The sequence below is a fragment of the Streptomyces sp. NPDC044704 genome (assembly GCF_056433525.1).
The window spans coordinates 44039-70081 of sequence record NZ_JBWKGY010000009.1 but is presented as its reverse complement, the minus strand read 5'-3'; the positions used below and the strand labels follow the sequence as shown (position 1 = coordinate 70081).

Below are 26043 nucleotides of genomic sequence, written 5' to 3'. Positions count from 1 at the left end.
ACGGGGAAGGCCCCCAGCCTGTGAGGCTGGGGGCCTTCCCCGTCGCGTACCGCCCCGCGTGCGGACCACTGCTTACGGCTCGAACTTGTAGCCCAGGCCGCGGACCGTCACCAGGTAGCGCGGCGCGCCCGGGTCCGGCTCGATCTTGGCGCGCAGGCGCTTGACGTGGACGTCGAGGGTCTTGGTGTCGCCGACGTAGTCCGCGCCCCACACCCGGTCGATCAGCTGCATGCGGGTCAGCACGCGGCCCGCGTTGCGCAGCAGCATCTCCAGCAGGTCGAACTCCTTCAGCGGGAGGTCCACCTTCCCGCCGCCGACGGTGACCACGTGTCGGTCCACGTCCATCCGTACCGGCCCGGCCTCCAGGGCCGCCGGGGTGACCTCCTCCGGTTCGCCGCGGCGGCGCAGGACCGCTCGGATGCGGGCGACCAGCTCCCGCGAGGAGAAGGGCTTGGTGACGTAGTCGTCGGCTCCTATCTCCAGCCCGACGACCTTGTCGATCTCGCTGTCCTTGGCGGTCACCATGATCACGGGGACGTTGGAGCGGCCGCGCAGCTGCCGGCAGACCTCGGTGCCGGGCAGGCCGGGCAGCATCAGGTCGAGCAGGACGAGGTCGGCGCCGTTGCGCTCGAACTCGTCGAGCCCGTCGGGCCCGGTCGCCGCGATCGCGACCTCGAAGCCTTCCTTGCGGAGCATGTAGGACAGGGCGTCGCTGAAGGATTCCTCATCCTCGACGACGAGCACTCGGGTCACGGAAGGACCTCCGGGGCAGGGATGACTGGTTCTGGTTCGAGCAGGGGTCGGGCGGGTGCGGGGGCCGGCGCGGCCGCCTCGGGGAGCCGCAGGGTGAACGTGGAGCCCTGGCCCTCCGAGCTCCATACCGACACCTCCCCGCCGTGCGAGGCTGCCACGTGCTTCACGATCGCGAGGCCGAGGCCCGTACCTCCCGTGGCGCGGGAGCGGGCCGGGTCCACGCGGTAGAAGCGCTCGAAGACGCGCTCGCGGTCCTTCTCCGGGATGCCGATGCCCTGGTCGGTCACGGCTATCTCGATCAAGTCTCCACCCGGCGCGGTCACCCGTCGCGCGGCGATGCCGACGCGGGTGCGGGCCGGGCTGTAGTTGACGGCGTTCTCCACGAGGTTCCCGAGGGCGGCCGCCAGCTGCCCCCGGTGTCCCCATACCCGCAGGTCGGCGGTGCCGCCGGCGGCCATGGTGATCTGCTTGGAGGTGGCCGTGTGGCGGCAGCGGTCGATGGCCTCCGCCACCAGCGTGTCCACGCGTACGGGCTCGGCGTCCTCCAGGGCCTCGTCGTTCTGTACCCGGGAGAGGTCGATCAGTTCCTGTACGAGGTTGATCAGGCGGGCCGACTCGATCTGCATGCGGCCCGCGAAGCGGCTGACCGCCTCTGGGTCGTCGGAGGCGTCCATGACGGCCTCCGAGAGCAGGGAGATCGCTCCGACCGGGGTCTTCAGCTCGTGCGACACGTTCGCGACGAAGTCGCGGCGCACCGCCTCGATGCGGCGGGCCTCGGTGAGGTCCTCGACGAGCAGCAGCACGAGCCGGGACCCCAGCGGGGCGACGCGGGCCGAGACGGCGAGGGCCTCGCCGCGGCCGGTGCCGCGGCGCGGGAGGTCGAGCTCGATCTGACGTATCTCTCCGTCCCGGCGGGTGTCGCGGGCCATGTGGAGCATCGGTTCCACGGCGAGCTTCCCGCCGCGGACCAGCCCGAGGGCGTACGCCGCCGAGCTGGCCTTGACCACCGCGTCGCCTTCGTCGAGGACGACGGCGGAGGAGCGGAGCACGGAGAGGACCGTGTCCACGCCGGGCGGGAGCACCGCGTTGATGTCGGGGCGCATGGAGCTCCGGGTGGGGCGGGCTTGGTCGCGCTCGCTCCAGCGGAACGCCAGCATCGCGATCACGCCGGTGCAAAGACCGGCGATCGCTGCAGCTGCGGCGACCGCCGCGTTCACGTCCATGCATCCAGGTTAAGCAGGCACGACGGCACTTCCACAGCCGTTCGGGTGGCACCTCGAACAGTCGTCGCCCAGAGTTCACCCTGGCGACGGGGTTGATTCACTTGTGGTGCCGGAGTCGGACGCGTTGGGGGCCGAACGTGTCAACGTGGGGCAAGAGGCCACGCAGCAGTAGGCGAGTAGGCGAGAGAGGGACACCAATGCGGGACGCGTACCACGAGGAACTGGACTCGATCGGAGAGAGCCTGGTCGAGATGGCCCGGCTCGTCGGTTCCGCGATCGGGCGGGCCACCACCTCCATGCTCGACGCCGACCTGAAGCTGGCCGAGAGCGTCATCGCCGCCGACCAGAAGGTGGACGACCTCCAGCACGACCTGGAGGCCCGGGCGATCGCCCTGCTGGCCCGCCAGCAGCCGGTCGCCACCGATCTGCGCATAGTCGTCACCTCCCTGCGCATGAGCGCCGACCTGGAGCGCTCCGGCGACCTCGCGCAGCACGTGGCGAAGCTGGCGCGGCTGCGCTTCCCGGACACGGCGGTGCCGCGGGACCTGCACGCGACCATCCTGGAGATGGGGCAGCTGGCGCAGCGCCTGATGGCGAAGGCGGCCGAGGTCATCATCACGAAGGACGTCGACCTGGCGCTCCAGCTGGAGCAGGACGACGACGAGATGGACCAGCTGCACCGCACCCTGTTCCAGCACCTGATGGACGACCGCTGGAAGCACGGCATCGAGACGGCCGTGGACGTGACCCTGCTGGGCCGCTACTACGAGCGTTTCGCGGACCACGCGGTCTCGGTCGCGAAGCGCGTCGTGTACCTGGTGACGGGCGAGCACGCGGACGAGCTCCAGCAGCCGACGCAGGTCGACGGCGTCTGACCCCGTCCGGGCCCGCGCGTGCGGCGGCACGCTTCAGTGCGCCGTTGACGCGCCGGTGCGGCTGGGCATGAATGAGGGCGAAGGCAACTGCGTACGACGTGCCGTACGTGCTGTGCGTGCCCCCACGAGGAGGATCCATGCCCGATTCCCCCGTCCCCATCACCCCGGAGCAGGAGCAGCCGCCGCGGCCCGAGCCGTTGCGCCTGCCGCTGCTCGCGGCCTGCGGCTGCGGATCGGGCTGCGGCTGCGGCTGCCAGTCCGGCGCCCCCTGCCAGTGCGGCGGCTGAACCCGCCCGCGCCAGAAGGGCCCCTCCCGTCCCCGGGAGGGGCCCTTCACGTTCTCCCCGCGCCGTACGCGCGGGTGGCGGGCGGGACCGCGAGGGCTACTTCTTCTTGCCCTGGTTCTTGACGGCCTCGATGGCGGCGGCCGCGGCGGCCGGGTCGAGGTAGGTGCCGCCCGGCTTCAGGGGCTTGAACTCGGCGTCCAGCTCGTAGGCGAGGGGGATGCCGGTGGGGATGTTGAGGCCCGCGATGTCGGCGTCGGAGATGCCGTCCAGGTGCTTGACCAGGGCGCGCAGGGAGTTGCCGTGCGCGGCGACCAGGACGGTGCGGCCCGCGAGGAGGTCGGGGACGATGCCGTCGTACCAGTACGGCAGCATGCGGACGACGACGTCCTTGAGGCACTCGGTCTTCGGGCGCAGCTCCGGCGGGATCGTCGCGTAGCGCGGGTCCTCGGACTGCGAGTACTCCGTGCCGTCCTCGAGGGCCGGCGGCGGGGTGTCGTACGAGCGGCGCCACAGCATGAACTGCTCCTCGCCGAACTCGGCGAGGGTCTGGGCCTTGTCCTTGCCCTGGAGGGCGCCGTAGTGGCGCTCGTTCAGGCGCCAGGAGCGGTGGACCGGGATCCAGTGACGGTCGGCGGCCTCGAGCGCCATCTGCGCGGTGCGGATCGCGCGCTTCTGGAGCGAGGTGTGCACGACGTCGGGGAGCAGGCCGGCGTCCTTGAGCAGCTCACCGCCGCGGACCGCCTCCTTCTCGCCCTTCTCGTTGAGATTGACGTCCACCCAGCCGGTGAACAGGTTCTTCGCGTTCCACTCGCTCTCGCCGTGACGGAGCAGGATCAGCTTGTACGGTGCGTCGGCCATGCGTACGAGCCTAATGGACGTCCCGGGGCGCTCGCGCGCGGTGTGGACGGCCTCGGATTGACGGTCGGCGTCAATCGAGTGGCGGTCGACGGAGCCTCGATCGTAATGTGCCGAGGGCAAGAGAGACGCTTACACGCCCTGGGGGGATTCCTTATGTCCGTTGAGAGTCTGAGACGGGCCGCCCGGGAGAGCGTGTCGGGTCTGCCGAGGGCGTTCTGGTGGCTGTGGGCGAGCACGCTGGTCAACCGGCTCGGGGCTTTCGTCGCCACGTTCATGACCTTGTACCTGACCATGGACCGGGGCTACTCGGCCTCCTTCGCGGGACTCGTGGTCGCCCTCCACGGGCTCGGCGGCGTGGTCTCCTCGCTCGTCGCGGGGGTGATGACCGACCGGCTGGGGCGGCGTCCGACGCTGCTGGCCGCGCAGGCGTCGACGGCCTTCTCGGTGGCGCTGCTGGGGTTCATGGAGCATCCGGCGGCGATCGCGGCGGTGGCGATGCTGGTCGGCATGACCTCCAACGCCTCGCGGCCGGCGGTCTCGGCGATGATGGCGGACATCGTGCGGCCCGAGGACCGGGTGCGGGCCTTCGCGCTGAACTACTGGGCGATCAACCTCGGCTTCGGGATCAGCGCGGCGGTGGCGGGGCTGGTGGCGGAGTACAGCTACCTGGCGGGCTTCCTGGGCGAGGCGGCCCTGACGCTGGTCTGCGCGGTGCTGGTGTACGTGAAGCTGCCGGAGTCGCGGCCGGTGAAGGACGCCTCGGGGGCCGCGGACGACGGTCCGGAGGTCGGGATGGGGACGGTGCTGCGGGACGGCCGGTTCATGGGGGTCGTCGGGCTGTCGTTCGTCATCTCGCTGATCTTCACGCAGGGCTCGGTGGGGCTGCCGGTGGCGATGGGCGCGGCCGGGTTCTCGCCCGGGGACTACGGCCTGGTCATCGCGGCGAACGGGCTGCTGATCGTGGTGCTCCAGATCCCGGTGACGCGGTTCATCGAGCACCGGGACCCGCAGAAGCTGCTGGTGGTGTCGGCGCTGCTGGCCGGGTACGGGTTCGCGATGACGGCCTTCGCGGGGCCGCTGTGGGCGTACGCGCTGACGGTGTGCGTGTGGACGCTGGCGGAGATCGTGAACTCGCCGACGCAGATGGGGCTCGTGGTGCGGCTGTCGCCGGTGCACGGGCGGGGGCGCTACCAGGGGATGTACACGATGTCCTGGGCGGTGGCGTCGCTGGTGGCCCCGCTGATGGCGGGCGTCGTCATCGACCGGCTCGGCGCGGGCTGGCTGTGGGGGGCCACGGGCGTCCTGGGCACGGTGGCGGCGCTGGGGTACTGGCTGCTGATGCGGAGCATGCCCGAGGGGCGGGAGCGGCCCGTGGCGGAGGGGGCCGGTGTGGTCGCCGGTGCCGGTCAGGCCGGTGCGGTTCCCGGAGCGGGTGAGACGCCCGGAGCCGGTGAGACGCCCGGAGCAGGTGCGGTGCCCGGATTCGGCGAGGTTCCCTCAGCCGGTGCCGTGCCCGGATTCGGTGAGGTGCCCGGAGCCGGTGCCGTTCCCGGAGCCGCCGCGACTGGCGGCCGGCCGGAGCAGCGGCACGTCCCGGCCGCCGAGGCCGTGTAGCCCGCCGTCCGGCGAGCGCGCCGCCCTGCGGATCCCCGCCCGTCAGGCCCCGGCCGACGGGCGGGTCAGGTGCTTGAAGGCGTCGAGGTTGCGGGTGGACTCGCCCCGCGAGACCCGCCATTCGTACTCGCGCCGGATCGCGCCGGCGAAGCCGAGCTCCAGCAGCGTGTTGAAGGCTCCGTCGGCGGCCTCCAGGACGGTGCCGAGGAGCCGGTCGAGGTCGTCCGGGGTGATGACGGACAGCGGGAGCCGGGCCGTGAGGTAGACGTCGCCGAGCGGGTCGACGGCGTAGGCCATCCCGTACAGCTTGAGGTTGCGCTCCAGCAGCCAGCGGTGGACGCCGGGCTCGTTCTCGTCGGGGTGCCGGATCACGAAGGCGTTCACGGAGAGGGAGTGCCGGCCGACGCGCAGGGAGCAGGTGGTGCTCAGCTTGCGCGTGCCGGGGAGCTGGACGACGTACGAGCCCGGTTCGGGGCTCTCCCAGCTGAGCTCGGCGCCGGTCAGGACGCTCTCGATGATCGCGGCGGTGTCAGCCATGGTGGGAGCGTACGCGACGGCGGTGATCGTGCATGGCCGCCGTGTACACGTCGGCGGTGCCGCTGGCGGCGGTGTCCCAGCCGAAGAACTGCGCGTGCCGCGCGGCCTGGCCGCCCATCCGGTCGGCGAGGGCGGGGTCGTCGACGAAGCGGCGCAGCTCGCGTGCGTAGTCGACCGGGTCGTGGCCGGGTACGAGGATCCCCGTGACCCCGTCGTTGACGGCGACGGGCAGGCCCCCGACCGAGGCGGCGAGGACCGGGGTGCCGGTGGCCTGGGCCTCGATGGCGACGAGCCCGAAGGACTCGCTGTAGGAGGGCATGACCAGCACGGACGCGGCCCGGAACCAGTCGGCGAGCCGGTCCTGGTCGACGGGCGGGTGGAAGTGCACGAGGTCGGCGATGCCGAGCTTCGCGGCGAGCTTCTGGAGCCCCTCCGGCTTGGCGAGGCCGCTGCCGCTGGGGCCGCCGACGACGGGGACGAAGAGGCGGCGGCGCAGCGAGGGGTCCTGGCCGACCAGTTCGGCGACGGCCCGCAGGAGGATGTCGGGGGCCTTCAGCGGCTGGATGCGGCCCGCGAAGAGGGGGATCACGGCGTCCTGCGGGAGGCCGAGGCGGGCGCGGGCGGCGGCGCGGCCGTCGCCGACGGTGAAGCGGTCGAGGTTCACGCCGGGGTGGACGACGGCGACCTTGCCGGGCTCGGCGCCGTAGTGGCGTACGAGTTCGTCGGCCTCTTCGGCGGTGTTCGCGATGAGGCGCTGGGCGGCGGCGACGATCTGGGTCTCGCCGATGACGCGGGCGGCCGGCTCGGGGGTGTCGCCCTCGGCCAGCGCGGCGTTCTTGACCTTGGCCATGGTGTGCATCGCGTGGACGAGGGGGACGCCCCAGCGTTCGGCGGCGAGCCAGCCGACGTGGCCGGAGAGCCAGTAGTGGGAGTGGACGAGGTCGTAGTAGCCGGGGCGGTGGCCGGCCCAGGCCTGCATGACGCCGTGGGTGAAGGCGCAGAGCTGGGCGGGCAGCTCCTCCTTGGCGAGGCCCTCGTACGGGCCCGCGTCGACGTGCCGGACGAGGACGCCCGGAGCCAGGTCGACCACGGGCGGCAGACCGCCGGTGGTGGCGCGGGTGAAGATCTCGACCTCGATGTTGATCGCGGCGAGGCGCTTGGCGAGCTCGACGATGTACACGTTCATGCCGCCGGCGTCGCCGGTGCCGGGCTGGTGCAGCGGTGAGGTGTGCACGCTGAGCATGGCCACGCGGCGCGGCTTGCGGTGGTGGCCGACGGCCGGCAGGCGCAGCCGCGGCTGGTCGTGGCGGGTGCTGCGGGCGGCGGCGATGCGGCCGCTGATGCTGCCGCCGAGACGGGACACGTACTGACTCAAGGGAGCAGTTCCTCTCGCTCGGACGACTCGCTCGGTGGTGCCGCGGCCCGCGGTGCCGGGGGTGGCACGGCGGCGCACGGCACGCATGACTGCGGGAGCGCGGTCGGCGCTCTGCAAGGAGTGCAACCCGGACGGCGGCCCCCCGCATTCCGGGGGTGGCGGAATTCCTTCTCGGTTTGCCGGATTTTTATCCTGCCCGGGGGCTCCGCTTACGCTCGGCCCATGGTCTCCCGCAGCACTCCGCCGTCCCAGAAGCGCCCCGTCGGCACCGTGACGCGCGGGACCACGAATCCGAACCGGCTGCGCCGGATGGACCGCTGGATCGCGGCCGCGCACGGGGCGGCGCTGCGGCGTGCGGACGCGCCGGTGGCGGTGGACCTCGGCTACGGGGCGGCCCCCTGGACGGCGGTGGAGCTGCTGGCGCGGCTGCGGGAGGCGGCGCCGGCGGTGCGGGTGGTCGGCATCGAGATCGAGCCCGCGCGGGTGGCGGGGGCCAAGCCGTACGAGCGGGAGGGGCTGAGCTTCCGGCACGGCGGCTTCGAGGTGCCGCTGGACGGGGGCGAGCGGCCGGCGCTGATCCGCGCGGCGAACGTGCTGCGCCAGTACGACGAGGAACAGGTCGCGCAGGTGTGGGAGCGGCTGTGCGCGCGGCTGGCGCCGGGCGGGCTGCTGGTGGAGGGGACCTGCGACGAGATCGGCCGGCGGCACGTGTGGGTGGCGCTCGGTCCGGAGGGGGCGCGCACGGTGACCTTCGCGACCCGGCTGGGCTCCCTGGAGCGCCCCTCGGACCTGGCGGAGCGGCTGCCGAAGGCGCTGATCCACCGGAACGTGCCGGGCGAGCCGGTGCACGCGTTCCTGCGGGACTTCGACCGGGCGTGGGCGGCGGCGGCGCCGTACGCCTCGTACGGGGCGCGGCAGCGGTGGATCCGGACGGCGCGGGCGCTGTCCGGGGACTGGCCGCTGGCGGACGGTCCGGGGCGCTGGCGGCAGGGGGAACTGACGGTGCGGTGGGAGGCGTTGCGCCCGGCGGGGTGAAACTCGCGGGACGGGGAACCGGCGTCGGCGGCGGCCCGTTGAGTCGGCAGGGGTGGGCGGGGCGTGGCCGGTCATGATCGGACCGTGACCCGGAAGGGTGTTGGATTTCACCGAGTCGTGGCACCATCCCGGAGACAGTGAAAAGTTACTGATGAATAGTCAGATCTGATGCCGGGTGATGCGTCCGGTGTCCGGGATGACTCGGGGCGCCTGGGGGAGCCATGGGGACCGCGAAGCGAGCGTCGCGACGGCACGGAGCATCGGCTCTGACACTGCTGTGCGCGATGGCGATACTGACGGCCCCGGCGATCGCCGCGGGCAGCGCGTACGCGGCTCCGGCCGCGCCCACCCCGCCGCCCGCGCCCTCCTCCCCGGCCGTGCCGCCCGCCGCTCCGCCGGCGCCCGGGACCAAGTCCCTGGAGCAGGTCCGCAAGGAGATAGAGGACCTCTACCGGCAGGCCGGCTCCGCCACGGACGCGTACAACCTCGCGGAGAGCGAGGCGAAGGCCCAGTCCGAGCGGATCGTGGAGATCGCGAAGCTGGTGGTGGCGGGCCAGGACCGGATCTCCGGCCTCAAGGCCCGCGCGGGCGCCGCGGCGCGCGCCCAGTACCGTTCGGGCGGTCTTCCGCCGGGCGCGCAGCTGGCGTTGAGCGACAGCCCGAGCCAGTTCCTCGACGGGGCGAACCGGTTGCGGCAGGGCGAGAAGGCCACGACGGACCTCCTCTCCGAACTGAACCGGACGCAGGCCGACTTGGAGCGGTACGCCAAGGACGCGGGCGCGATCTGGCAGAAGCTGGAGGAGAACCGGGTCAAGCAGGAAGCCGCCAAGAAGGAGGTCGAGGGGAAGATCAAGGCGGCGGAGGAGCTGGAGAACCGGCTGGAGGCCGAGGAGAAGGCCCGGCTGCTCCAGCTCGAACAGGAAGCCCAGTACAAGGCGCAGACGCAGTGGCTGTCGACGGGCGCCGTGAAGGACGCCAAGGGGTCGGCGACGGACGCCGGGAAGCGGGCCGTGCAGTTCGCGACGGCGCAGATGGGCAAGCCGTACCAGTGGGGCGCCACCGGGCCGGCTTCGTACGACTGCTCCGGGCTGACCTCGCAGGCGTGGCTGGCGGCGGGCAGGCCCATCCCGCGCACCTCGCAGGAACAGCTGCGGCTGCTGCCGAAGGTGGCGATGAAGGACATCCGCCCCGGCGACCTGATCATCTACTGGGACGACGCGAGCCACGTCGGGATGTACGTCGGTGACGGCGCGATGGTCCACTCCCCGCGTCCGGGGCGCAACGTCACGATGGCGGGCGCGGGCTCGATGCCGATCAAGGCCGTGGTCCGCCCCGACGCGTAGGCCCTGGCCGGGCGGAAACCGCCCCGGACCCTCGCGACGGGCGGGCCCGGCCTCCGGGCCCGGGCCCGTGCGGTGGGGGTCGGGTGAGGTGCGTTACGTGAGGGGTGCGTTCCGGTGGGGGCTGCCGGGGTCTCGGTGAGCGGGACGGGGTGCGCGGGTTTCGTGACGTTGGTCATCCCGGCGGGGCGTTTATCCCCCTCGATAACGGCATATGACGGAGGCCCTCCTCCGGCCGCCATTCCGTTCGCCGGTACCGGGCCGCTAGGGTCGGGCGCATGAGCGCACCCTCGGGGGGAGGGAAGGAACCGGAGACGATGTCCGTACCCGTACCGCGGCAGCGGGACACCCCGCCCTCGGAGAGCGGTCCGGCGGTTCTTTCCGTCGCCCCCGCGACGCCCGCACCGCAGGCGTCGCTGACCCTGCTGGTGATCGAGGACGACCCCGCGGGCGGCCTCACCGTCCCCGAGATCCTCGACGCCGACGGCCACCGCATCCGCCTCCGCAGCGCCCGCAACCTCACCGAGGCCGCCCGGCTGCTCACCCCCGACGTGCACTGCATCCTGCTCGACCTGGCACTGCCGGGCACGGGCACCGGCACCGGCACCGGTCTCGGCGCCGAGGACGGCCTCGCGACCCTGCGCCAGGTGCTGCGCATCGCCCCGCGCCACGCCGTCCTCGTCCTCACCGGCGAGGCCGACGCGGAACGCGCCGCCGAAGCGGTCCGCGTGGGCGCCCAGGACTTCCTCTTCCGCGACGAGCTCGACGGCCGGCTGCTCAGCCGCGCCATCCGCTACGCCGTGGAGAGAAAGCGGGCGGACATCGCCCAGTACAAGCTTGCAGAATCGAAACTGCGCGCCCAGGAGAACGCCCGCCTGGAACGCGGACTGCTCCCCACCCCCCTGCTGGAGGGGTCGGACCTCCGCTTCGCCGCCCGCTACCGCCCCGGCCGCAGCCGGGCCCTCCTCGGCGGGGACTTCTACGACACCGTCCGCACCCCCGACGGCACCGTCCACGCGATGATCGGCGACGTCTGCGGCCACGGCCCGGACGAGGCGGCCCTCGGCGTCGAGCTCCGCATCGCCTGGCGCGCCCTGACCCTGGCCGGGCTGTGCGGGGACGACCTGCTCTCCACCCTCCAGCAGGTGCTGGAGGTGGAGCGCCCCTGCGAGGAGATCTTCGCGACGCTGTGCACGGTGGACATCGCCCCGGACGGCCGCCGGGCGGGCCTGTGCCTGGCCGGGCATCCGGCCCCGCTGATATCCCGGCCGGGCCGGCCCGCGCGGCTCCTGCCGTACGAGAACAGCGGCCCGGCCCTCGGCCTGCTGCCCCGGGCCCGCTGGCCCCGCCGCCAGGTCGAGCTGGGCGGCACCTGGAGCCTGATGCTCTACACCGACGGCCTCATCGAGGGCCGCATCGGCGAGGGCCGGGAGCGGCTCGGCCAGGACGGCATGATCGAGATGATCAACCGCCACCTGGACGAGGGCCTGACCGGGGAGGCGCTGCTGGAGGCCTCCGTCACAGAGGCCCGGCGCCTCAACGGCGGCGAGCTGACGGACGACGTCGCCGTGGTCATGCTCTCCCGCGCGGCCGGCTGAGCGCCCGGCCGGATCGGCCGGAACGCCGGGCCGCCGGGGTTCGGACTACCGGGGGCGGGTCGGGCTACCGCAGGTCGGACTACCGGCCGCCGTTGTAGGGCCCGTACGGTCCGTCGCTGCTGCTGCCGCGGCGCTTGTTGCCGCCGCCCGTGACCTGCTTGAGGGCGGGCCGCACGTCGACGAGGAAGACGATGGTGGCCACCAGGCCGGCGATCTGCAGGAAGAGCATCGCCAGGAAGAAGTCCACCACGACCGTGACGCCCAGGATGACCAGCCAGAAGGTCTTGGTCTGCTTGTCGGCCGCCTGGTAGGCCTGCCCGCTCGGCACCGCGGCCATCGCGAACGCCACGACGGCGAGGGCCAGCATGGCGTAGCCGAACAGCGGGAGCACCCCGTTGTCGAACCCCTGCATCAGCATCGTCTCAACCGCCTTCTCCCGTCCGGCACACCTGACTCCACGCTACCGCCGGAGCCGTCTTCCCAAACGACAACGAACCGGGCACCCCTCGGGTGCCCGGTTCGTTCCGCCTCAATCAGGCCTCGCTGCCGGAGGTGGCGGCGGCCTTCTTGGCCGTGCTCTTGCGGGCGGTGGTCTTCCGCGCGGCGGGCTTCTCCTCGCCGGAGGCGTCGGAGGCGTCCGCGGCGGGTTCCGCCGAGGCCTCGGCGGCCTGCGGCTCGGCCTGGGCGTCCGCGGCCGGCTTCGGGTCGGGCTCCACCACGTCGGCGAGGTCCACGATGTCGTCGGAGATCTCGCCGCGCCAGGCCCGTACGGCCTGCTCGCCGTGCTCGGCGACCTTGTCGTAGGTCTCCTTGGCCCGGACCGCGTACTCGGCGGCCACGCCGACGCCGCGCAGCGCCAGGTCCTGGGCGGTCTCGCCCAGCTTCTTCGGGTCGATCGCCCCGAAGACCTCGGCGACCTTGGCGGTGACCGCCTCCTGCGCCTCCTTGGCCTTCTCCTGGACGACCTTCGGGTCGGTGTTCTTCACGGCCTCGATGCGCGCGGGGGCCTCGGCGCGCAGTTGTTCGAGCAGCCCGGGCACCTTCTTGGCCTGCTGGACGGCGAGGTCGGCGGTGCCGGCGGCGAAGTAGAGGGGAGTGGGGTCGGTGAGGGTCTTCTTCAGGTCATCGGCGATGGCCATGTGCTGGTCCTCCCGGATCACAGTCAGTTCGTAGGGGGCATCGGCCCGTCGTCGGCCCCGGAGCCGGGGCCCGCGCCGGGGGCGGCGTCGGCGGCCGCCTCGGCGTCGAGCGCGTTCTCCTTGCGGAACGAGTCGTAGATCTGGAGCAGCACCTGCTTCTGCCGCTCGTTGATCGACGGGTCCGAGAGGATGACGGCCCGCGTCTCCACCTCGTCCCGGTCCCGTTCGTCCAGGATTCCGGCCTGCACGTACAGCGTCTCCGCGGAGATCCGCAGCGCCTTGGCCAGCTGCTGGAGGATGTCCGCGCTCGGCTTGCGCAGCCCGCGCTCGATCTGGCTCAGGTACGGATTCGACACCCCCGCCGCGTCGGCCAGCTGTCGCAGTGAGAGCTGAGCCTGCCGCCGCTGATCACGGAGGTATTCGCCGAGATTTCCGACGTTGAGCGATGCCATGCCCCGATCCTGCCGCACCGTGCTAACTATTGCAAGCGGCTGCTTGCAATAGCTCCCACTCCCGGCGCCGGGCCGGGGGCGGCGTGGGATGCTGAGGGGCGTGAACCTGGAGGACCTCAGACGGCTGCGGCGCGCGCGGGACGCGATGGACCGCGACTACGCGCAGCCGCTGGACGTTCCGGCGCTGGCCCGCATCGCCCTCATGTCCCCCGGGCACTTCTCCCGCAGCTTCCGCGCCGCCTACGGCGAGACCCCGTACGGCTACCTCATGACCCGGCGCGTCGAGCGCGCCAAGGCGCTGCTGCGGCGGGGCGACCTGAGCGTCACGGAGGTCTGCTTCGAGGTCGGCTGCACCTCGCTCGGGTCGTTCAGTTCGCGCTTCACCGAGCTGGTCGGCGAGTCGCCGAGCGCGTACCGGGCCCGCTGCCACGAGGCGGGCGCGGCGATCCCGGCCTGCGTGGCCAAGGTCGCCACGCGCCCGCAGCGCAACGCCGAACCGGCCGGGAACCGCGAACCGGCGGGAGGCGGCGAACCGGTCAGGAACGGAGAAGCGGGAACCGGCGGCGGCTCGTAACGTCGGAGGCATGACCATCAAGCTCTCGCAGTGCTTCATCGCAGTCGACGACCACGACAAGGCGCTCGCCTTCTACCGCGACGTCCTCGGCATGGAGGTCCGCAACGACGTCGGGTTCGAGGGGATGCGCTGGGTGACCGTCGGGTCCCCCGAGCAGCCGGACGTGGAGATCGTCCTCGAACCCCCGCTCGCCGACCCCAACGCCTCCCCCGCCGACAAGCAGGCCATGGCGGAACTGCTGGCCAAGGGCATGCTGCGCGGCGTCATCTTCGCCACCGACGACGTCGACGCCACCTTCGAACGGGTCCGGGCCGCCGGCGGCGAGGTCCTCCAGGAGCCGGTCGACCAGCCCTACGGCGTCCGCGACTGCGCCTTCCGCGACCCGGCCGGCAACATGCTCCGGTTCAACCAGCCCCGCAAGCGGTAGGACCTCCCTTCCCGATCAGCTCCGGCGGCGGCCCTTCCCAGGGGGCCGCTCGCCGGATCCACCGGCCCGGGACGCGGGGCGGCGCCAGGAGGCACCCACCTTTTAGTGGGTACTTGGCACCGTCCGCGCCCCGGGCCAGGCTTGTTCCGGGGCGGCCGAGGGGCCGCCGGGAACGGGCCGGACGGGAAGGGGGCAACGTGCGTCAGGAAGCCGGGCGGTCCCCGGCGGCCGCGGTGAGCCGCTCCAGGCGGCGGTGGCCCCAGTCGGAGACCGGGCCCAGCGCCTCGGAGAGATCACGGCCGAACCCCGTCAGGGAGTACTCGGTCTTGAGCGGCAGCACGTCGTGCACCTCCCGGTGCACGAGGCCGTCCGCCTCCATCTCGCGCAGCGCCTGAGTCAGCACCTTCTCGCTGAGGCCCGGCAGCCGCCGGCGCAGCTCACCGGGGCGGTGCGGACCCGATTCCAGCAGCCACAGCAGCGCGGTCTTCCACTTGCCGTCGATCACCGCGATGGCCGCCGTCACCCCGCAGACCTCCGTGTCCTCCGCCCGCCCTCGCGTCATCCCCGCCCCTTTTCTCACGTTTTTTCGTACTTCACTCTGGGAGCCGAACCATGTCCACGTCCACACCCACGTCCTCCGGAAAGTCTGCCGTCACCGTGCTCGGTCTGGGGCCGATGGGCCGGGCCCTGGCCGGGGCCTTCCTCGAAGCCGGGCTGCGCACCACCGTCTGGAACCGGACCCCGGGCCGGGAGGGGGACCTCGCCGGGCGCGGGGCGGTCGTCGCCGGATCGGCCGCGGAGGCCGTCGCGGCGAGCCCGCTGACCGTGGTGTGCGTGGTGAACTACGACGCCGCGGACTCCGTACTGCGCCCCGGGGCCGTCACCTCGGCGCTGAAGGGCCGGGCCCTCGTGAACCTGACCGCCGACACCCCCGTCCGGGCGCGGGACACCGCGGCATGGGCCGACCGGCACGGCATCCGCTACCTGGACGGCGCGATCATGACCCCGACCACCACCATCGGCACGCCCGCCGCGGTGTTCCTCCACAGCGGCCCGCAGGACCTGTACGAGGAACTGCGGCCCGTACTCGACGCGTTGGGCGGCACCCACACCCACCTCGGGGAGGACACCGGCCGCGCGGCGGCGTACGACATCGCGCTGCTCGACATCTTCTGGACGGCGATGGCGGGCTACGCGCACGCCGTGGCGGTGGCCCGGGCCGAGGGCATCACGGCGCGGGAACTGGCCCCGTTCGCCCAGGGCATCGGCGCGATCCTGCCCCCGATCTTCGCGGAGACCGCGGCGGACGCGGACGACGGCGGCTTCTCGGGCGAGGGCAACCCCCTCACCTCGGCGGTGTCGTCCATGGCCCACATCGTGCACGCCTCGGAAGCGCACGGCATCGACGCGGGCGTGATGCGCGCCGCCGAGGGCATGGCCCGCCGCGCGATCGGGCTCGGCCACGGTACGGACGGGTTCATCCGGATCGCCGAGGTCCTCGGCCGCCGCTGAGGCACCCCTGAGGCAACCGCCGGGGCCGTCGCCGCCCGCGTCCCCCAGGGGGGCGGAGCGGCGACGGCCGCGGGTGGTTCAGCCCTCCAGGGCCGTCAGGTCGAGCTCCTTGAGGCGCTGCGGGTCGGACAGTACGTCGATCGCGACGATCTTCCCGTCGACGACCGTGAAGGCCATCACGGAGACCGCCCGCGCCTGCGGGACCACGACCACACCGGCGGCGCCGTTGATCAGCGCCGGGCGGACGAACGGCGACAGCGGGCCGAAGGTGACCGCCTGGCTCGCCACGGTCCGCGCCCCGGTGAGCACGACGGTGTGGCGGCCGCCGGCACCGCCGTCGGAACGGAGCACCACGTTCGGGTCGAGGACCGCGACGAGCGCCTCGAACTCGCCGTCCCGCGCGGCCGCGAAGAAGGCGTCGACGGCCTCCCGCTGCCGGGCCAGGTCGGGGTCGGGAGCCGGGGCCTGCCCCTGCACCTTGCGGCGTGCGCGGCTGGCCAGCTGCCGGGTCGCGGCGGCCGACTTCTCGATCAGCGGGGCGATCTCGTCGAACGGTACGGCGAACATGTCGTGCAGGACGAACGCCAGCCGCTCGGCCGGCGCCAGCGATTCCATCACCACCATCAGCGCCAGCCCCACCGAGTCCGCGAGCAGCACCTCCTGCTCGGGGTCGACGCCCCGCTCGGGGCTGATGACCGGGTCGGGAATGCGGGTGTCCACGCCCTCCACGGGCTCCATGGGTTCCTCGCGGCGCTGCTCGCGCGAGCGCAGCATGTTCAGGCACACCCGCGCCGTGACCGTGGTCAGCCAGCCGCCGAGGTTGTCGATCTCGCTCGCGTCGGTGCGGCTCAGGCGCAGCCAGGCCTCCTGGATGGCGTCGTCCGTCTCGCTGAGGGAGCCGAGCATCCGGTAGGACACCGCCCGCAGGTGGGCCCTGTGCTCCTCGAACCGCTCCGCCAACGAAGCATTACCGTCCACCTGTCACGTTCCTTCCCGGTCGGGCACCCCTACAGAAGATCAACTTGCCGGTCGGGGCGCGCGGAGGGAAGGGTTCCGCAACGGCGGCCGTCGGCCGCGCCGGCCGGCACCCACTAGCTCACCGGGGCCTGCCCGATCACCACGGTCGCGTACAGCTCCTCCGAGGTGACGGCCCGCACCGCGAGCCCGCCCGCCGTCAGCGCGGAGGCCGTCACCGGCGACTGCCGGGCGCTGGTCTCGATCAGCAGGTGCCCGCCCGGGGCGAGCCACCGCGCGGCTTCCGCCGCGACCCGGCGGTGGACGTCCAGCCCGTCCGCGCCCCCGTCGAGGGAGACGAGCGGCTCGTGGTCACGGGCCTCCGCCGGCATGAGCCCGATCTCCTCCGTCGGCACGTACGGGGCGTTGACCACGAGGACGTCCACCCGGCCGCGCAGTTGCGCCGGCAGCGCCGCGTACAGGTCGCCCTCCCAGACCGTGCCCGCGTACGGGGCCACGTTGCGCCGCGCGTACGCCAGCGCCGCCGGGTCGATGTCGGCGGCGTGCAGCTCGACCCCGCCGGGGACCTGGGAGGCGACGGCCGCGCCGAGGGCGCCGACCCCGCAGCACAGGTCCAGGACGACCGCTCCGGGCCGGGCCAGCGCCACCGCCTCCTGCACCAGGAACTCGGTGCGCCTGCGCGGCACGAAGGCGCCCGCGCCGACCTCCACGCGCAGGCCCCCGAACTCCGCCCAGCCCACCACGTGTTCGAGCGGTTCTCCGGCGACCCGGCGGGCGACCATGCCGGCCAGGTGTCCGTCGTCGGTGGCGGCCGCGACCAGCAGGTCCGCCTCCTCCTCCGCGAAGACGCAGCCGGCCGCGCGCAGGCGTTCCACAATCGATGCCACGGGAAAGTCGGTCCTCTTCGGTCGTCGGTGCATGTCCGTAGCCGGGCAGTGCGTCGGGGGTCTGGCAGGGGTGCGTCAGAAGACGTCCGGGCACCACGGCCGGCGCGCGGTGCGGAACACCGCGTCCGCCAGCGCCAGGGCTCCGGCCCGTTCCTCGGTGACCTCGCCCAGCGCCCCCAGCCGGACCGCCGAGGCGTCGCCCAGGTACAGGGAGCCCAGCGCGGCCGCGTCGAGCCGCAGGTCGGCGGGCTCCTCCGTACGGGAACAGGTGCCGGCGCCCGCGTCGAGGCGGTAGCGGCCCTCCGCCGGGCCGCCGGGGTCGGTGACCTCCAGGACGAGCACGCCCGGAACGGCGTACGTCCGCGCGCCCAGGGCCCGTACGACGTCCAGGACGCGTACCCACAGGAAGTCGGCGGCGGTCACCAGGGCGGCCGCGCGCGGGTCGGGCAGCAGCTGCGGGAGGAGGTCGTCGGGAGCCCGGTAGCCGCTGCGGACCCGGGTGACCCAGTCGATGGAGCACAGGAAGTGCCACAGGGCCCGCTCGGCGTCCGGGGTGACCGCGATCAGGTCCTTGACCCGCACCGTGTTCTGCGGGGTCTTCGCGTCGGTCCAGTGGTCGTCGGCGCCGTAGACGGCCAGGCCGGCGACCTCCCCCGCCGCCGTCCGGTACACGGCGTGGAACTTCTCCTTGTACGGGCGGTGCGACATCTCCTCCACGCCCGTCGTCAGGTTCCACCAGCGCGCGTCCCGGTCGACCGCGCCGTGGGTGCCGGCGCGCAGCCGCTCGTGCAGCGCGGGGCCGACCCGCCGGACCTCGGCGGCGTCCACCAGGTCGATCCGGCCGCCGTCCGCGGGGGCCGACCAGCGGCGGTCGAGGCCGGTGCGCGGGACGTCGACCTCCCATTCGGCGACGGCGGTGGCGGGCCCGAAGCCGTAGCGCCCGTAGATCGGGTACTCGGCGGCGATCAGCGTGGCCAGGACGTCACCGCGCTCGCGGGCGGCGGTCAGCTCGGCGGCCATCATGCGGGTCAGCAGGCCCTGGCGGCGGTGGGTGGGCAGCACGGCGACGTTGGAGATGGCGCTGCACGGGACGGCCGCCCCGCCCGGAACGGTCAGTTCCTGGCCGAAGGAACGGAAGGCGGCGACGCAGCGGCCGGTGTCCTTGTCGAAGCCGCCCTGGATGCGGGCGAGGTCGCTGTACTCGGCACGCTGGGCGACATCGGAGTCCGTCACACGGGTCGCGGTGAGGAAGCCGGTGTTCAGCGCGTGCAGCCAGTCGGGGAGTTCGGATGCGGCGATCGGCCGGACGTCAGCACTCATAACCGGCCACGCTAATCGCCCGGACGGCGGAGGTCGCCCGATTTTCCCGCCGCGGGACTCCCCCCGGGGCCTAGGGCCTGTCGTCAAACTCCCGTCGTCGCCCGGAGGGCGGCCCTGCGGCGTCTGGTGCGTGCTCTCGGTGCGCCGGGCGGAAGCCCGCGTACTGGACGTACTTGGCTTTCGCCCGGTGCGGCGAGAGCGCGTGCCAGGCGTCGCGGGGCAGACGGGAGTTTGACGACAGGCCCTAGGCCAGCAGGTCGTCCACCTGCGCCTCGCCCTCCCGGTAGCGGCGGGTGATCTCCGCGCTGGAGTCGTCCGCCATCCGCTGGAGCTGCTGCCGGCGGCGCGAGACCTGCTGCTCGTACCGCACCAGCCGGGCCATCCCGTCGTGCAGTTCGGCGTCGGTACGGGCCTCCAGGTCGGACAGTTCGACGTCGGAGAGCATCTCGGCGGCCAGCAGCCGGAACTCCTCGTTGTGCGGGGTGCCGAGCGTGACGTGCCGGGCGGAGGCGCTGCGGCTGGACGGCGCGTCGGCGAGGATCTCGGAGAGCCGGTCCACGACCGGCGCCTCGGGGTCCGTCCGGCGGGCGAGTTCGGCGCGCAGGATGTCGATGCGGCCTTGCAGGATTCTGCGGACGTAACTGAGGTCGGCCTCGTCGCGCTGCGCGTCGCGGCGCAGCGCGCGCAGCTCCGGCAGGCCGAGCGCGGTGGCGGGGGTGGCCTGGGTGGTCGGGCCCGGGCCGTCGCCGGTGCGCTGTGCGGGAGGCCGCCCGCCGGGCGACGTCGGTGACGCGGGTGCAGGTGCGGAGGTACCAGAGGTGTTCATCGTTCGTATCCGTCCCCTCGACCGGTGCAGGGGGCACCGCCTGCGTGCATGGTGCCACTCTCCGTGGTGCCGACGCAGTCCCACTGCACCCGATCGGCCCCGGACGGGTGCACGCCTGGTACACAGGTGGTATGCGAGCAGTGGTGCAGAGGGTGGACGGCGCGAGCGTGGTCGTGGCCGGGGAGACGGTCGGCGAGATCGTCGGCGAGGGGCTGTGCGTCCTGGTGGGGGTGACCCACGACGACACCCCGGAGAAGGCCGCGGTGCTGGCGCGCAAGCTGTGGTCCGTACGGATCCTGGACGCGGAGAAGTCCTGCAGCGACATCGGCGCGCCGCTGCTGGTGATCTCCCAGTTCACGCTCTACGGGGACGCCCGCAAGGGCCGGCGCCCCACCTGGAACGCGGCCGCGCCCGGCCCGGTGGCCGAGCCGCTGGTCGACGAGGTCGTGGCGCAGCTGCGCGCGCTGGGCGCGACGGTGGAGACGGGCCGGTTCGGCGCGGACATGCGGGTCTCGCTGACCAACCACGGCCCGTTCACCATCGTCATCGACGTCTGAGGCGCCGGCCCCGGCGTACGGGAGCTACGGCGCGCGCCGGGGCTACGGCGCTACGACGACCTCCTGCGCGGCGGCCGTGTTCCCGGCGAGCAGCGGCGCGTCCACGGGCACGTTCCGCTTGACCAGGGCGAGGGCGATCGGGCCGAGCTCGTGGTGGCGCACGGCGGTGGTCACGAAGCCGAGCTGGCGGCCCTCCTCCCCGTCCGCGGCGAGCCGTACGGGCGTGCCGTGCGCCGGGAGCAGGACCTCGGAGCCGTCCAGGTGCAGGAAGACCAGCCGGCGCGGCGGCTTCCCCAGGTTGTGGACGCGGGCGACGGTCTCCTGGCCGCGGTAGCAGCCCTTCTGGAGGTGCACGGCGGTGCCGATCCAGCCCAGCTCGTGCGGGATGGTGCGGTGGTCGGTCTCCAGCCCGACGCGCGGGCGGTGGGCCTCGACGCGCAGGGCCTCGTAGGCGAGGAGTCCGGCGGCGGGGCCGTGCGTGGCGGCGAAGGCCTCCAGCCCGTCCCGGGGCAGGAACACGTCGCGGCCGTACGGGGTTTCGCGTACGGCGAGTTCCTTGGCGACCTCGGCGATCGAGCCGGCCGGGAGGTGGACGACCGCGAAGTCGGCGGTGCGGTCGGCCACTTCGACGCGGTAGAAGAACTTCATCGCCTCCAGGTAGGCGATCAGCGCCTCCTGGGTGCCGGGCTCGACGTGCGCCCACACCGTCTCCCCGTCGTCGACGAGGTAGAGGGCGTGCTCGATGTGGCCGTTCGCGGACAGGATCAGCGCTTCGGTGGCCTGTCCGGCGGGGAGGTCGGTGACGTGCTGGGTGAGCAGCAGGTGCAGCCAGCTGAGGCGGTCCGCCCCGGTGACGGTGACGACACCGCGGTGGGAGAGGTCGACGAAACCTCGGCCGTCGGCGAGGGCGCGCTGTTCGCCGTAGAGCTCTCCGTAGTGGGCGGCGACGCCCTCGTCACGGCCTTCGGCCTGTACGGCGCCGGGGAGATGGAGCAAGGGGCTGCTGGTCATGCCACCAAGCGTACGACCCCGCCCGGACGCCCCCCAGGGCGCTCCCGCCGCGCGCCGCGACACGGGCTGCGGCACGGGCTACGGCTGCTCCGGCCCGTCCGGGTCGGCCGCGCGCCGGGCGGCGCACTTCTTGCACAGCCCGAAGATCGCGAAGTGCTTCATGTCGGTCTCGAAGCCGAAGGTGGTGCGGAGCTTCGCCGTGAACTCGGCGGCGATGTCCAGGTCCGCCTCGATGACGTCGGTGCAGTCCCGGCAGACGAGGTGGATGTGGTGGTGCCGGTCGGCGAGGTGGTAGGTGGGGGCCCCGTGCCCGAGGTGGGCGTGCGACACCAGGCCGAGCTCCTCCAGGAGCTCCAGGGTGCGGTAGACGGTGGAGATGTTGACCCCGGAGGCGGTCTTGCGCACCTCGACGAGGATCTCGTCGGGGCTGGCGTGCTCCAGGGCGTCGACCGCTTCCAGCACAAGCTGCCGCTGCGGTGTCAGCCGGTATCCGCGCTGCCGCAGGTCGCTCTTCCAGTCGGTGGTCACCACCCGGCCAGTGTAAGCGCGCGAAGGGGACCGCGGGCGAGTCCGCGGTCCCCTTCGTTTCGTACGGCTGTGCGCCCGGCCGGCGGGATCCGGCGCGGGGGGCTCAGCGGAAGAAGGCGATGCCGTCTTCCGGGAGCTCCGGGAGGTTGCGCGCCATGTCGGCGATCTCCTCCGGGGTGACGACCTTCTTCAGCTGGGCCGACATGTAGGGGCGCAGCTCGACGTCGGGCGTGGCCTTCTCGCCGACCCACATGAGGTCGCTCTTCACGTACCCGTAGAGGCGCTTGCCGCCGCTGTACGGGCCGGACGCGGCCGTGCGGGCGACCGCGTCGGTGACGACGTCGATCTGGGGCTTCTGGTGGGCGAGCTCGCCGTACCAGACCTCGACGACGCCCTGGTCACGGACCATGACGATCTCGACCTTGCGGTCCGCGTCGATGCGCCAGTAGCCCGACTCGGACTCCAGCGGGCGCACCTTGTTGCCCTCGGCGTCGAGGACCCAGGTGTGGGAGGTGTACTCCAGGAAGTCCCGGCCGTCGTGGCTGAAGACGACTTCCTGGCCGAAGTTGCACTTCTCCTCGCCGGGGAAGTCGAAGACGCCGGCGCCTTCCCAGTTTCCGAGGAGGAAGGCGAGGGGGACGAGACCCGGGTTCAGGTCCGACGGGATCTGGATCATGGTTGGCTGCTCAGGCGATCTGTTTGAGGGGTTCCGGGGCGGTCGGCTGGGCGGACGCTCAGCGCTGACCCTGGTACAGCTTCTTGACGGCCAGGACGGTGAAGGCCATGACGCCGACGCAGACCAGGACCAGCAGGGAGGTGAAGACTGCCTCAAGCACGGGGTGCTCCTCGGAGGATTCGATGGCGGGGTACGGGCCGGTCCCCAAGCCTACTGGCCCGGGGACCGGCGCACTGTGTGAGGTAGGCCGTACGCCCGTATGGCGGCCGGGTCAGCGCAGCAGCTGGTGCTGGAGGATCACCGTCTGGTGGAGGGGGACGGCGGGCACCGTGCCCTTGCGGGTCTGGAGGATCACGGCCTGGACGTCGCCGGACTGGACGCAGGCGGCCCGGACCATGTCGTCGCCGACGGGGGCGGACTCCTCCATCACGGTCACGCCGGTGGTGTCGGGGGCGCCCTGGTCGACCTTGGCCCTGCCCCAGACGGAGTCGGTCTCGATGCGGTTGACCCCGCTGAGGTTCATGTCGGCGCCGCAGCCCTCGAAGGCGTCCGCGAAGCCGGAGGAGTGGAAGCGCAGCAGGTAGACGCGGGTACGGGTGCCGTCCGGGGTGGTCCAGCCGCGGGCCACGGCCTGGCGCAGGCCGTTGTCGGCGAGGCCCTGCTTGAGCTTCTCGCGCGCGCTCCCCTCGTACTCCTCCATGAGGGTGTCCACGGAGACGGCCGAGTCCTTCTCCAGCTTCAGCGCGGCGTCCGGTACGGAGCCCTTCGGCGCGGGCAGCAGCAGCTGGGTCAGGCCGGCGTAGTGGATGCCGTCGGCGTTGTCCTTGGCGAAGGGCAGCGCGGCGCCCGGGGGCAGCGCGGGCTTGGCCAGGGCCGGGTACTCCCAGCGGCCGTCGCCGAGGGTGGCGAGGCCGGGGAGGTCGGTGCGGTCGGACTGGACGACGCCGTACGCGGCCCCCGTGCCGGCGGCGCCGAAGACGAGGACGGCGGCGGTCCAGCGCAGGGCCGCGAACAGCTTGCGGCGGTCCTTGGGGGCGGCGGGGACGGGGGCGGCAGCGGTGGGGGCCTGGGCCGGGGGCGCGTCGGCCGGGGGCGGGGGCGGCGGCGGGGTGTCCAGCGGAGACGTTTCCGCCGGGGTGGTGTGCTGCTCGGTCACGCGGACTCCCCGGGGGACTTCAGGTGGTTCAGCTGCTTCTTGAGGAAGTCGACCGCGTCGGTCGTGTAGAAGCCGGACTTGGGGCCGTAGGCACGGAAGTCGACCATCACGTCGCCCTCGACCGCCACGCAGTAGACGGAGTCGATCTTCTCCTCCTTCTCCTCGCCGACGGCCAGCAGCGAGCACTTGGCGTCCGGGTACCCGTCCACCTTGGGGCCCTCGCGGTCGTCCCCGAGGACCTCCAGGAACTTCTTCGACATCCCGGCGAAGGCGTTCAGGGCCTGCGGGTCGGCCTGGAGGATCCTGACCTCCACGACCAGGTTCCCGCCCCACTTCATGTACGTGCGGCCCGCCTGGCCCTTGAGCTTGAGATCGGCCAGCAGCTCGTCGCGCATCTTGCGCTCCGTGGTGGACAGGCCCTTGCGGACCTCCTTGAAGCCCTCGACGGCCTTGTCGCCCGAGACGACGAAGTCGTTGCCCTGGACCCCGAAGTCGGGACCGAGCTCGTAACTGGAGGGCACCGGGAGCAGCTTGGCCGACACCGCGTTGGCGGGCACGCTCTCCGGCTCCGGCGTCTTCCCCGGCTCCGTGCCGGCGGGGGCCCAGTAGGCGGTGGGCGCGCTGCGGTCGGCGTCCTCGACGGTGGCGGACGCCCAGACCCCGGCGCCCACCAGGACGGCCAGGCTGAGCACGCCGACCACCAGCGGGCCGGCCTTGACGCGGCTCCCCGCGGGGACGGCGGCGGGCGCCGCGGCGTCGGGGGCGGGGGCCGGCACGGCGGTCTGCACGGCGGTCTGCCCCGCGTTCTGCACGGCGGTCTGCGCGGCCGTCTTCGGGTCGTTCGTCGGCTCGGTCACAGTCGCTCCAGCTGTCGCTTGGCCAGGTCGATGACGTCGGATTCGGCGATCTTCGCGCCCCGGTTGTCGTTGTAGAAGATCTCCATGACCACGTCACCGCGCCGGACGACGGCGCGGGCACCGCGGATCGGCTCGTAGCCGGCCTTCTGCTGGACCTTCGAGTCCACCCAGACGTGGCCGAGGTCGTCGGGCACGCCGGGAACGGCCACACCCGGGTTGCCGGCGAACTTCGCCAACGGCATGTACTCGGCCTGCTGCTTCTGGTAGTCGTCCGCGTCCTCCAGTTCGGCGAACTGGATGAGCCGGACGTCCACGTAGTACCGGCCGTCCGTCACCCACGCGGTCAGCGCGACCCGGCGCACGCCGGTGGCGAAGTCCCGCAGGGCCGCTTCCGGGTTCTCGAAGGGCGCCGCGAAGAAGTCGAGCGACTCGAAGGACGGCGGCACGGTGACCTTCGCCCCCGACGGCGGCGCCAGCAGCAGCTTCGTCAGGTCGTCGTCGGTCTTGTGCCAGCGGTTGGCGTTGATCGACTTGAAGGTCGTCTCCGTGTCCGCGGCCAGCGGCTTCGGCGTGTCCAGCCCCTGCTGCGCCAGCGGGGGCAGCGGGGTCGGTTCGCGGTGGAACTGGACCGCGTAACCGGTGACCGTGCCGGCGAGGGCGCCGAGTACGAGGGCGGCGGCGATCAGGAGCGTCGTACGCCCGCGGCGTCGCGGCCGGGGCGCGGCGGGAAGGGCCGGTCCCGGAATTCCCGCGCCCTCACTCTCCCCCGGTGCGGGCAGCTCGGCAACGGTCTGTTCTGGTTCCAAAGGAGGTCCCCCCACAGGACTGGAAGGCGCCGGTTGACTTACCTGCGCACAGCCAAGACCGGCCGCAGCGGGAACCAGTTGTACGTACCCTTATTACATTTTTATATAGGCGGGTTTCAGTCCTCGTGCCGCCGCTTTCCGTCCAGTTCGTCCCACCACTCGTCCGATTTCGGATCCCCCGAGGGGTCGTCCCACCAGCGGTCTTCGGGGCCGCGCCGGTTCGCGATCATCGCGGCGACCGGCGGGATGACCATGGCGACCACGCAGAGGGCCACGGCGGCCTCCACCGACCACAGGCGCACGAAGGACCAGGCGGAGACGAAGAGGAACAGGCATCCGCCCATGAGCAGGAAGTAGGCGCGACGGCGCCGGGCGTACATGCCTCCAGCGTAGAGCGGCCGGCGCCGCCCGCAAGGCCCCGGGACGGCACGAAGGGCCGCACCCCGCTCCAGTGGCGTCCAACCCCCGGGGGTGCGGCCCTTCGGCCGGTCAGTCGTTCAGGCGTACGGTGCTCAGACCGCCGGTGCTCAGACCGCGATCGCCACGTCCGTCACGCCGCCGGCCTCGGCGACGACGACGCTGCGGTCGGCCGTGCCGCCCGGCACGAGCGCGCGCAGCGTCCAGGAACCGGTGGCCGCGTAGAAGCGGAACTGGCCCGTCGCCGAGGTCGGGACCTCGGCGGTGAACTCGCCGGTCGAGTCCAGCAGCCGGACGTAGCCGGACACCGGCTCGCCGCCCTGGGTGATCTGGCCCTGGATCGCGGTCTCACCGGGCTTCAGCGTCGCGAGGTCGGGCCCGCCGATCTGTGCTCCACACATGTTCTCTGTCCTGTCCTAGAGAGGTCG

The 26043-nt window shown here is 72.8% G+C and carries 31 protein-coding genes; 10 read left to right on the top strand and 21 right to left on the bottom strand.

Annotated features, from left to right (window positions below; genetic code table 11):
• Nucleotides 1-72: 72 nt before the first annotated feature.
• Complete coding sequence (phoP, locus tag AC07B0_RS22530) at nt 73-753, bottom strand: two-component system response regulator PhoP (protein WP_037795450.1); 681 nt, start codon at nt 751-753, stop codon at nt 73-75.
• Nucleotides 750-1976 (bottom strand): two-component system sensor histidine kinase PhoR, encoded by a 1227-nt coding sequence (gene phoR, locus AC07B0_RS22525; protein ID WP_356882986.1) that lies wholly within the window; start codon nt 1974-1976, stop codon nt 750-752. Before phoR ends, phoP begins: the two co-directional genes overlap by 4 nt.
• 197 nt (nt 1977-2173) lie before the next feature.
• Here phoR and phoU point away from each other — a divergent pair, with 197 nt between their 5' ends.
• Both phoU and AC07B0_RS22515 read left to right on the top strand, forming a co-directional pair.
• Entirely contained in the window at nt 2174-2851 is a 678-nt protein-coding gene (gene phoU / locus AC07B0_RS22520; RefSeq protein ID WP_351825640.1) for a phosphate signaling complex protein PhoU, read from the top strand.
• A 137-nt stretch (nt 2852-2988) separates the two neighbouring features.
• Entirely contained in the window at nt 2989-3138 is a 150-nt protein-coding gene (locus tag AC07B0_RS22515; protein ID WP_167344738.1) for a hypothetical protein, read from the top strand.
• Nucleotides 3139-3234: 96 nt separating this feature from the next.
• Here AC07B0_RS22515 and AC07B0_RS22510 read toward each other — a convergent pair whose 3' ends face one another.
• On the bottom strand, nt 3235-3996 hold the full coding sequence (locus tag AC07B0_RS22510; RefSeq protein ID WP_356882984.1) for a phosphoglyceromutase: 762 nt from the start codon (nt 3994-3996) through the stop codon (nt 3235-3237).
• Nucleotides 3997-4149: 153 nt separating this feature from the next.
• Between AC07B0_RS22510 and AC07B0_RS22505 the strand changes: the two genes are divergently transcribed.
• On the top strand, nt 4150-5610 hold the full coding sequence (locus tag AC07B0_RS22505; protein ID WP_478898793.1) for an MDR family MFS transporter: 1461 nt from the start codon (nt 4150-4152) through the stop codon (nt 5608-5610).
• A 42-nt stretch (nt 5611-5652) separates the two neighbouring features.
• Here the strand turns inward: AC07B0_RS22505 and AC07B0_RS22500 are convergent, their stop codons facing one another.
• Both AC07B0_RS22500 and mshA read right to left on the bottom strand, forming a co-directional pair.
• Nucleotides 5653-6147, bottom strand: a complete 495-nt coding sequence (locus tag AC07B0_RS22500) for a type III secretion system chaperone family protein (RefSeq protein WP_478898792.1) — start codon at nt 6145-6147, stop codon at nt 5653-5655.
• Complete coding sequence (mshA, locus tag AC07B0_RS22495; protein ID WP_467296440.1) at nt 6140-7522, bottom strand: D-inositol-3-phosphate glycosyltransferase; 1383 nt, start codon at nt 7520-7522, stop codon at nt 6140-6142. Before mshA ends, AC07B0_RS22500 begins: the two co-directional genes overlap by 8 nt.
• Nucleotides 7523-7744: 222 nt before the next feature.
• Here mshA and AC07B0_RS22490 point away from each other — a divergent pair, with 222 nt between their 5' ends.
• From AC07B0_RS22490 to AC07B0_RS22480, 3 genes are all read left to right on the top strand, one after another.
• Entirely contained in the window at nt 7745-8557 is an 813-nt protein-coding gene (locus AC07B0_RS22490; RefSeq protein WP_478898791.1) for a class I SAM-dependent methyltransferase, read from the top strand.
• 221 nt (nt 8558-8778) lie between these two features.
• A complete protein-coding gene (locus tag AC07B0_RS22485) occupies nt 8779-9900 on the top strand; it encodes a C40 family peptidase (RefSeq protein WP_478898790.1) in 1122 nt (373 codons plus the stop codon).
• Nucleotides 9901-10175: 275 nt separating this feature from the next.
• Nucleotides 10176-11495 (top strand): PP2C family protein-serine/threonine phosphatase, encoded by a 1320-nt coding sequence (locus AC07B0_RS22480; RefSeq protein ID WP_478898789.1) that lies wholly within the window; start codon nt 10176-10178, stop codon nt 11493-11495.
• A gap of 79 nt (nt 11496-11574) precedes the next feature.
• On the opposite strand, the gene AC07B0_RS22475 is transcribed toward AC07B0_RS22480, so the two are convergent.
• The 3 genes from AC07B0_RS22475 to AC07B0_RS22465 all read right to left on the bottom strand — a co-directional run bounded on the left by AC07B0_RS22475 (nt 11575) and on the right by AC07B0_RS22465 (nt 13086).
• Nucleotides 11575-11913, bottom strand: coding sequence for a DUF2516 family protein (locus AC07B0_RS22475; RefSeq protein ID WP_356882972.1), 339 nt, complete (start codon nt 11911-11913; stop codon nt 11575-11577).
• 115 nt (nt 11914-12028) lie between these two features.
• Nucleotides 12029-12634, bottom strand: coding sequence for a hypothetical protein (locus AC07B0_RS22470; RefSeq protein ID WP_478898788.1), 606 nt, complete (start codon nt 12632-12634; stop codon nt 12029-12031).
• Nucleotides 12635-12657: 23 nt separating this feature from the next.
• Nucleotides 12658-13086 (bottom strand): helix-turn-helix domain-containing protein, encoded by a 429-nt coding sequence (locus AC07B0_RS22465; RefSeq protein WP_356882968.1) that lies wholly within the window; start codon nt 13084-13086, stop codon nt 12658-12660.
• 88 nt (nt 13087-13174) lie between these two features.
• On the opposite strand from AC07B0_RS22465, the gene AC07B0_RS22460 reads away from it, so the two are divergent.
• Together AC07B0_RS22460 and AC07B0_RS22455 are read left to right on the top strand one after the other, a co-directional pair.
• On the top strand, nt 13175-13660 hold the full coding sequence (locus AC07B0_RS22460; protein ID WP_469380518.1) for a helix-turn-helix transcriptional regulator: 486 nt from the start codon (nt 13175-13177) through the stop codon (nt 13658-13660).
• Nucleotides 13661-13670: 10 nt separating this feature from the next.
• Nucleotides 13671-14087 carry a VOC family protein gene (locus AC07B0_RS22455; protein WP_356882964.1) on the top strand — a complete coding sequence of 139 codons (417 nt, stop codon included), beginning with the start codon at nt 13671-13673 and terminating at the stop codon, nt 14085-14087.
• A gap of 202 nt (nt 14088-14289) precedes the next feature.
• Here AC07B0_RS22455 and AC07B0_RS22450 read toward each other — a convergent pair whose 3' ends face one another.
• Complete coding sequence (locus AC07B0_RS22450; RefSeq protein ID WP_356882962.1) at nt 14290-14649, bottom strand: winged helix-turn-helix transcriptional regulator; 360 nt, start codon at nt 14647-14649, stop codon at nt 14290-14292.
• A 50-nt stretch (nt 14650-14699) separates the two neighbouring features.
• Here AC07B0_RS22450 and AC07B0_RS22445 point away from each other — a divergent pair, with 50 nt between their 5' ends.
• Nucleotides 14700-15599, top strand: a complete 900-nt coding sequence (locus tag AC07B0_RS22445; protein WP_356882960.1) for an NAD(P)-dependent oxidoreductase — start codon at nt 14700-14702, stop codon at nt 15597-15599.
• Between the two features lie 78 nt (nt 15600-15677).
• Here the strand turns inward: AC07B0_RS22445 and AC07B0_RS22440 are convergent, their stop codons facing one another.
• The 4 genes from AC07B0_RS22440 to AC07B0_RS22425 all read right to left on the bottom strand — a co-directional run bounded on the left by AC07B0_RS22440 (nt 15678) and on the right by AC07B0_RS22425 (nt 19607).
• Nucleotides 15678-16577: a sigma-70 family RNA polymerase sigma factor gene (locus AC07B0_RS22440; RefSeq protein ID WP_356882958.1), complete on the bottom strand. Its 900-nt coding sequence runs from the start codon at nt 16575-16577 to the stop codon at nt 15678-15680.
• Nucleotides 16578-16690: 113 nt separating this feature from the next.
• Nucleotides 16691-17494 carry a putative protein N(5)-glutamine methyltransferase gene (locus tag AC07B0_RS22435; protein ID WP_467296421.1) on the bottom strand — a complete coding sequence of 268 codons (804 nt, stop codon included), beginning with the start codon at nt 17492-17494 and terminating at the stop codon, nt 16691-16693.
• Between the two features lie 42 nt (nt 17495-17536).
• The gene (locus tag AC07B0_RS22430) at nt 17537-18781 is read right to left on the bottom strand and encodes a GNAT family N-acetyltransferase (protein WP_478898787.1); all 1245 of its coding nucleotides are present in this window, start codon (nt 18779-18781) and stop codon (nt 17537-17539) included.
• Between the two features lie 244 nt (nt 18782-19025).
• Nucleotides 19026-19607, bottom strand: a complete 582-nt coding sequence (locus AC07B0_RS22425) for an RsiG family protein (protein WP_478898786.1) — start codon at nt 19605-19607, stop codon at nt 19026-19028.
• A 131-nt stretch (nt 19608-19738) separates the two neighbouring features.
• Between AC07B0_RS22425 and dtd the strand changes: the two genes are divergently transcribed.
• Complete coding sequence (gene dtd, locus AC07B0_RS22420) at nt 19739-20164, top strand: D-aminoacyl-tRNA deacylase (protein ID WP_356881956.1); 426 nt, start codon at nt 19739-19741, stop codon at nt 20162-20164.
• Nucleotides 20165-20206: 42 nt separating this feature from the next.
• Here dtd and ygfZ read toward each other — a convergent pair whose 3' ends face one another.
• The 8 genes from ygfZ to AC07B0_RS22380 all read right to left on the bottom strand — a co-directional run bounded on the left by ygfZ (nt 20207) and on the right by AC07B0_RS22380 (nt 26016).
• Nucleotides 20207-21175 (bottom strand): CAF17-like 4Fe-4S cluster assembly/insertion protein YgfZ, encoded by a 969-nt coding sequence (gene ygfZ, locus AC07B0_RS22415; protein WP_356881958.1) that lies wholly within the window; start codon nt 21173-21175, stop codon nt 20207-20209.
• Between the two features lie 78 nt (nt 21176-21253).
• Entirely contained in the window at nt 21254-21706 is a 453-nt protein-coding gene (locus AC07B0_RS22410; protein WP_356881960.1) for a Fur family transcriptional regulator, read from the bottom strand.
• A gap of 100 nt (nt 21707-21806) precedes the next feature.
• On the bottom strand, nt 21807-22379 hold the full coding sequence (locus AC07B0_RS22405) for a heme-binding beta-barrel domain-containing protein (RefSeq protein WP_356881962.1): 573 nt from the start codon (nt 22377-22379) through the stop codon (nt 21807-21809).
• A gap of 271 nt (nt 22380-22650) precedes the next feature.
• Nucleotides 22651-23535: a hypothetical protein gene (locus AC07B0_RS22400; RefSeq protein ID WP_478898785.1), complete on the bottom strand. Its 885-nt coding sequence runs from the start codon at nt 23533-23535 to the stop codon at nt 22651-22653.
• The gene (locus tag AC07B0_RS22395) at nt 23532-24392 is read right to left on the bottom strand and encodes a hypothetical protein (RefSeq protein WP_478898784.1); all 861 of its coding nucleotides are present in this window, start codon (nt 24390-24392) and stop codon (nt 23532-23534) included. The genes AC07B0_RS22400 and AC07B0_RS22395 overlap by 4 nt, the downstream gene beginning before the upstream one ends.
• The gene (locus AC07B0_RS22390; RefSeq protein ID WP_356881968.1) at nt 24389-25198 is read right to left on the bottom strand and encodes a hypothetical protein; all 810 of its coding nucleotides are present in this window, start codon (nt 25196-25198) and stop codon (nt 24389-24391) included. Before AC07B0_RS22390 ends, AC07B0_RS22395 begins: the two co-directional genes overlap by 4 nt.
• A gap of 116 nt (nt 25199-25314) precedes the next feature.
• The gene (locus tag AC07B0_RS22385; protein WP_478898864.1) at nt 25315-25650 is read right to left on the bottom strand and encodes a DUF3099 domain-containing protein; all 336 of its coding nucleotides are present in this window, start codon (nt 25648-25650) and stop codon (nt 25315-25317) included.
• 75 nt (nt 25651-25725) lie between these two features.
• The gene (locus tag AC07B0_RS22380; RefSeq protein ID WP_356881972.1) at nt 25726-26016 is read right to left on the bottom strand and encodes a DUF1416 domain-containing protein; all 291 of its coding nucleotides are present in this window, start codon (nt 26014-26016) and stop codon (nt 25726-25728) included.
• Nucleotides 26017-26043 lie beyond the last annotated feature (27 nt).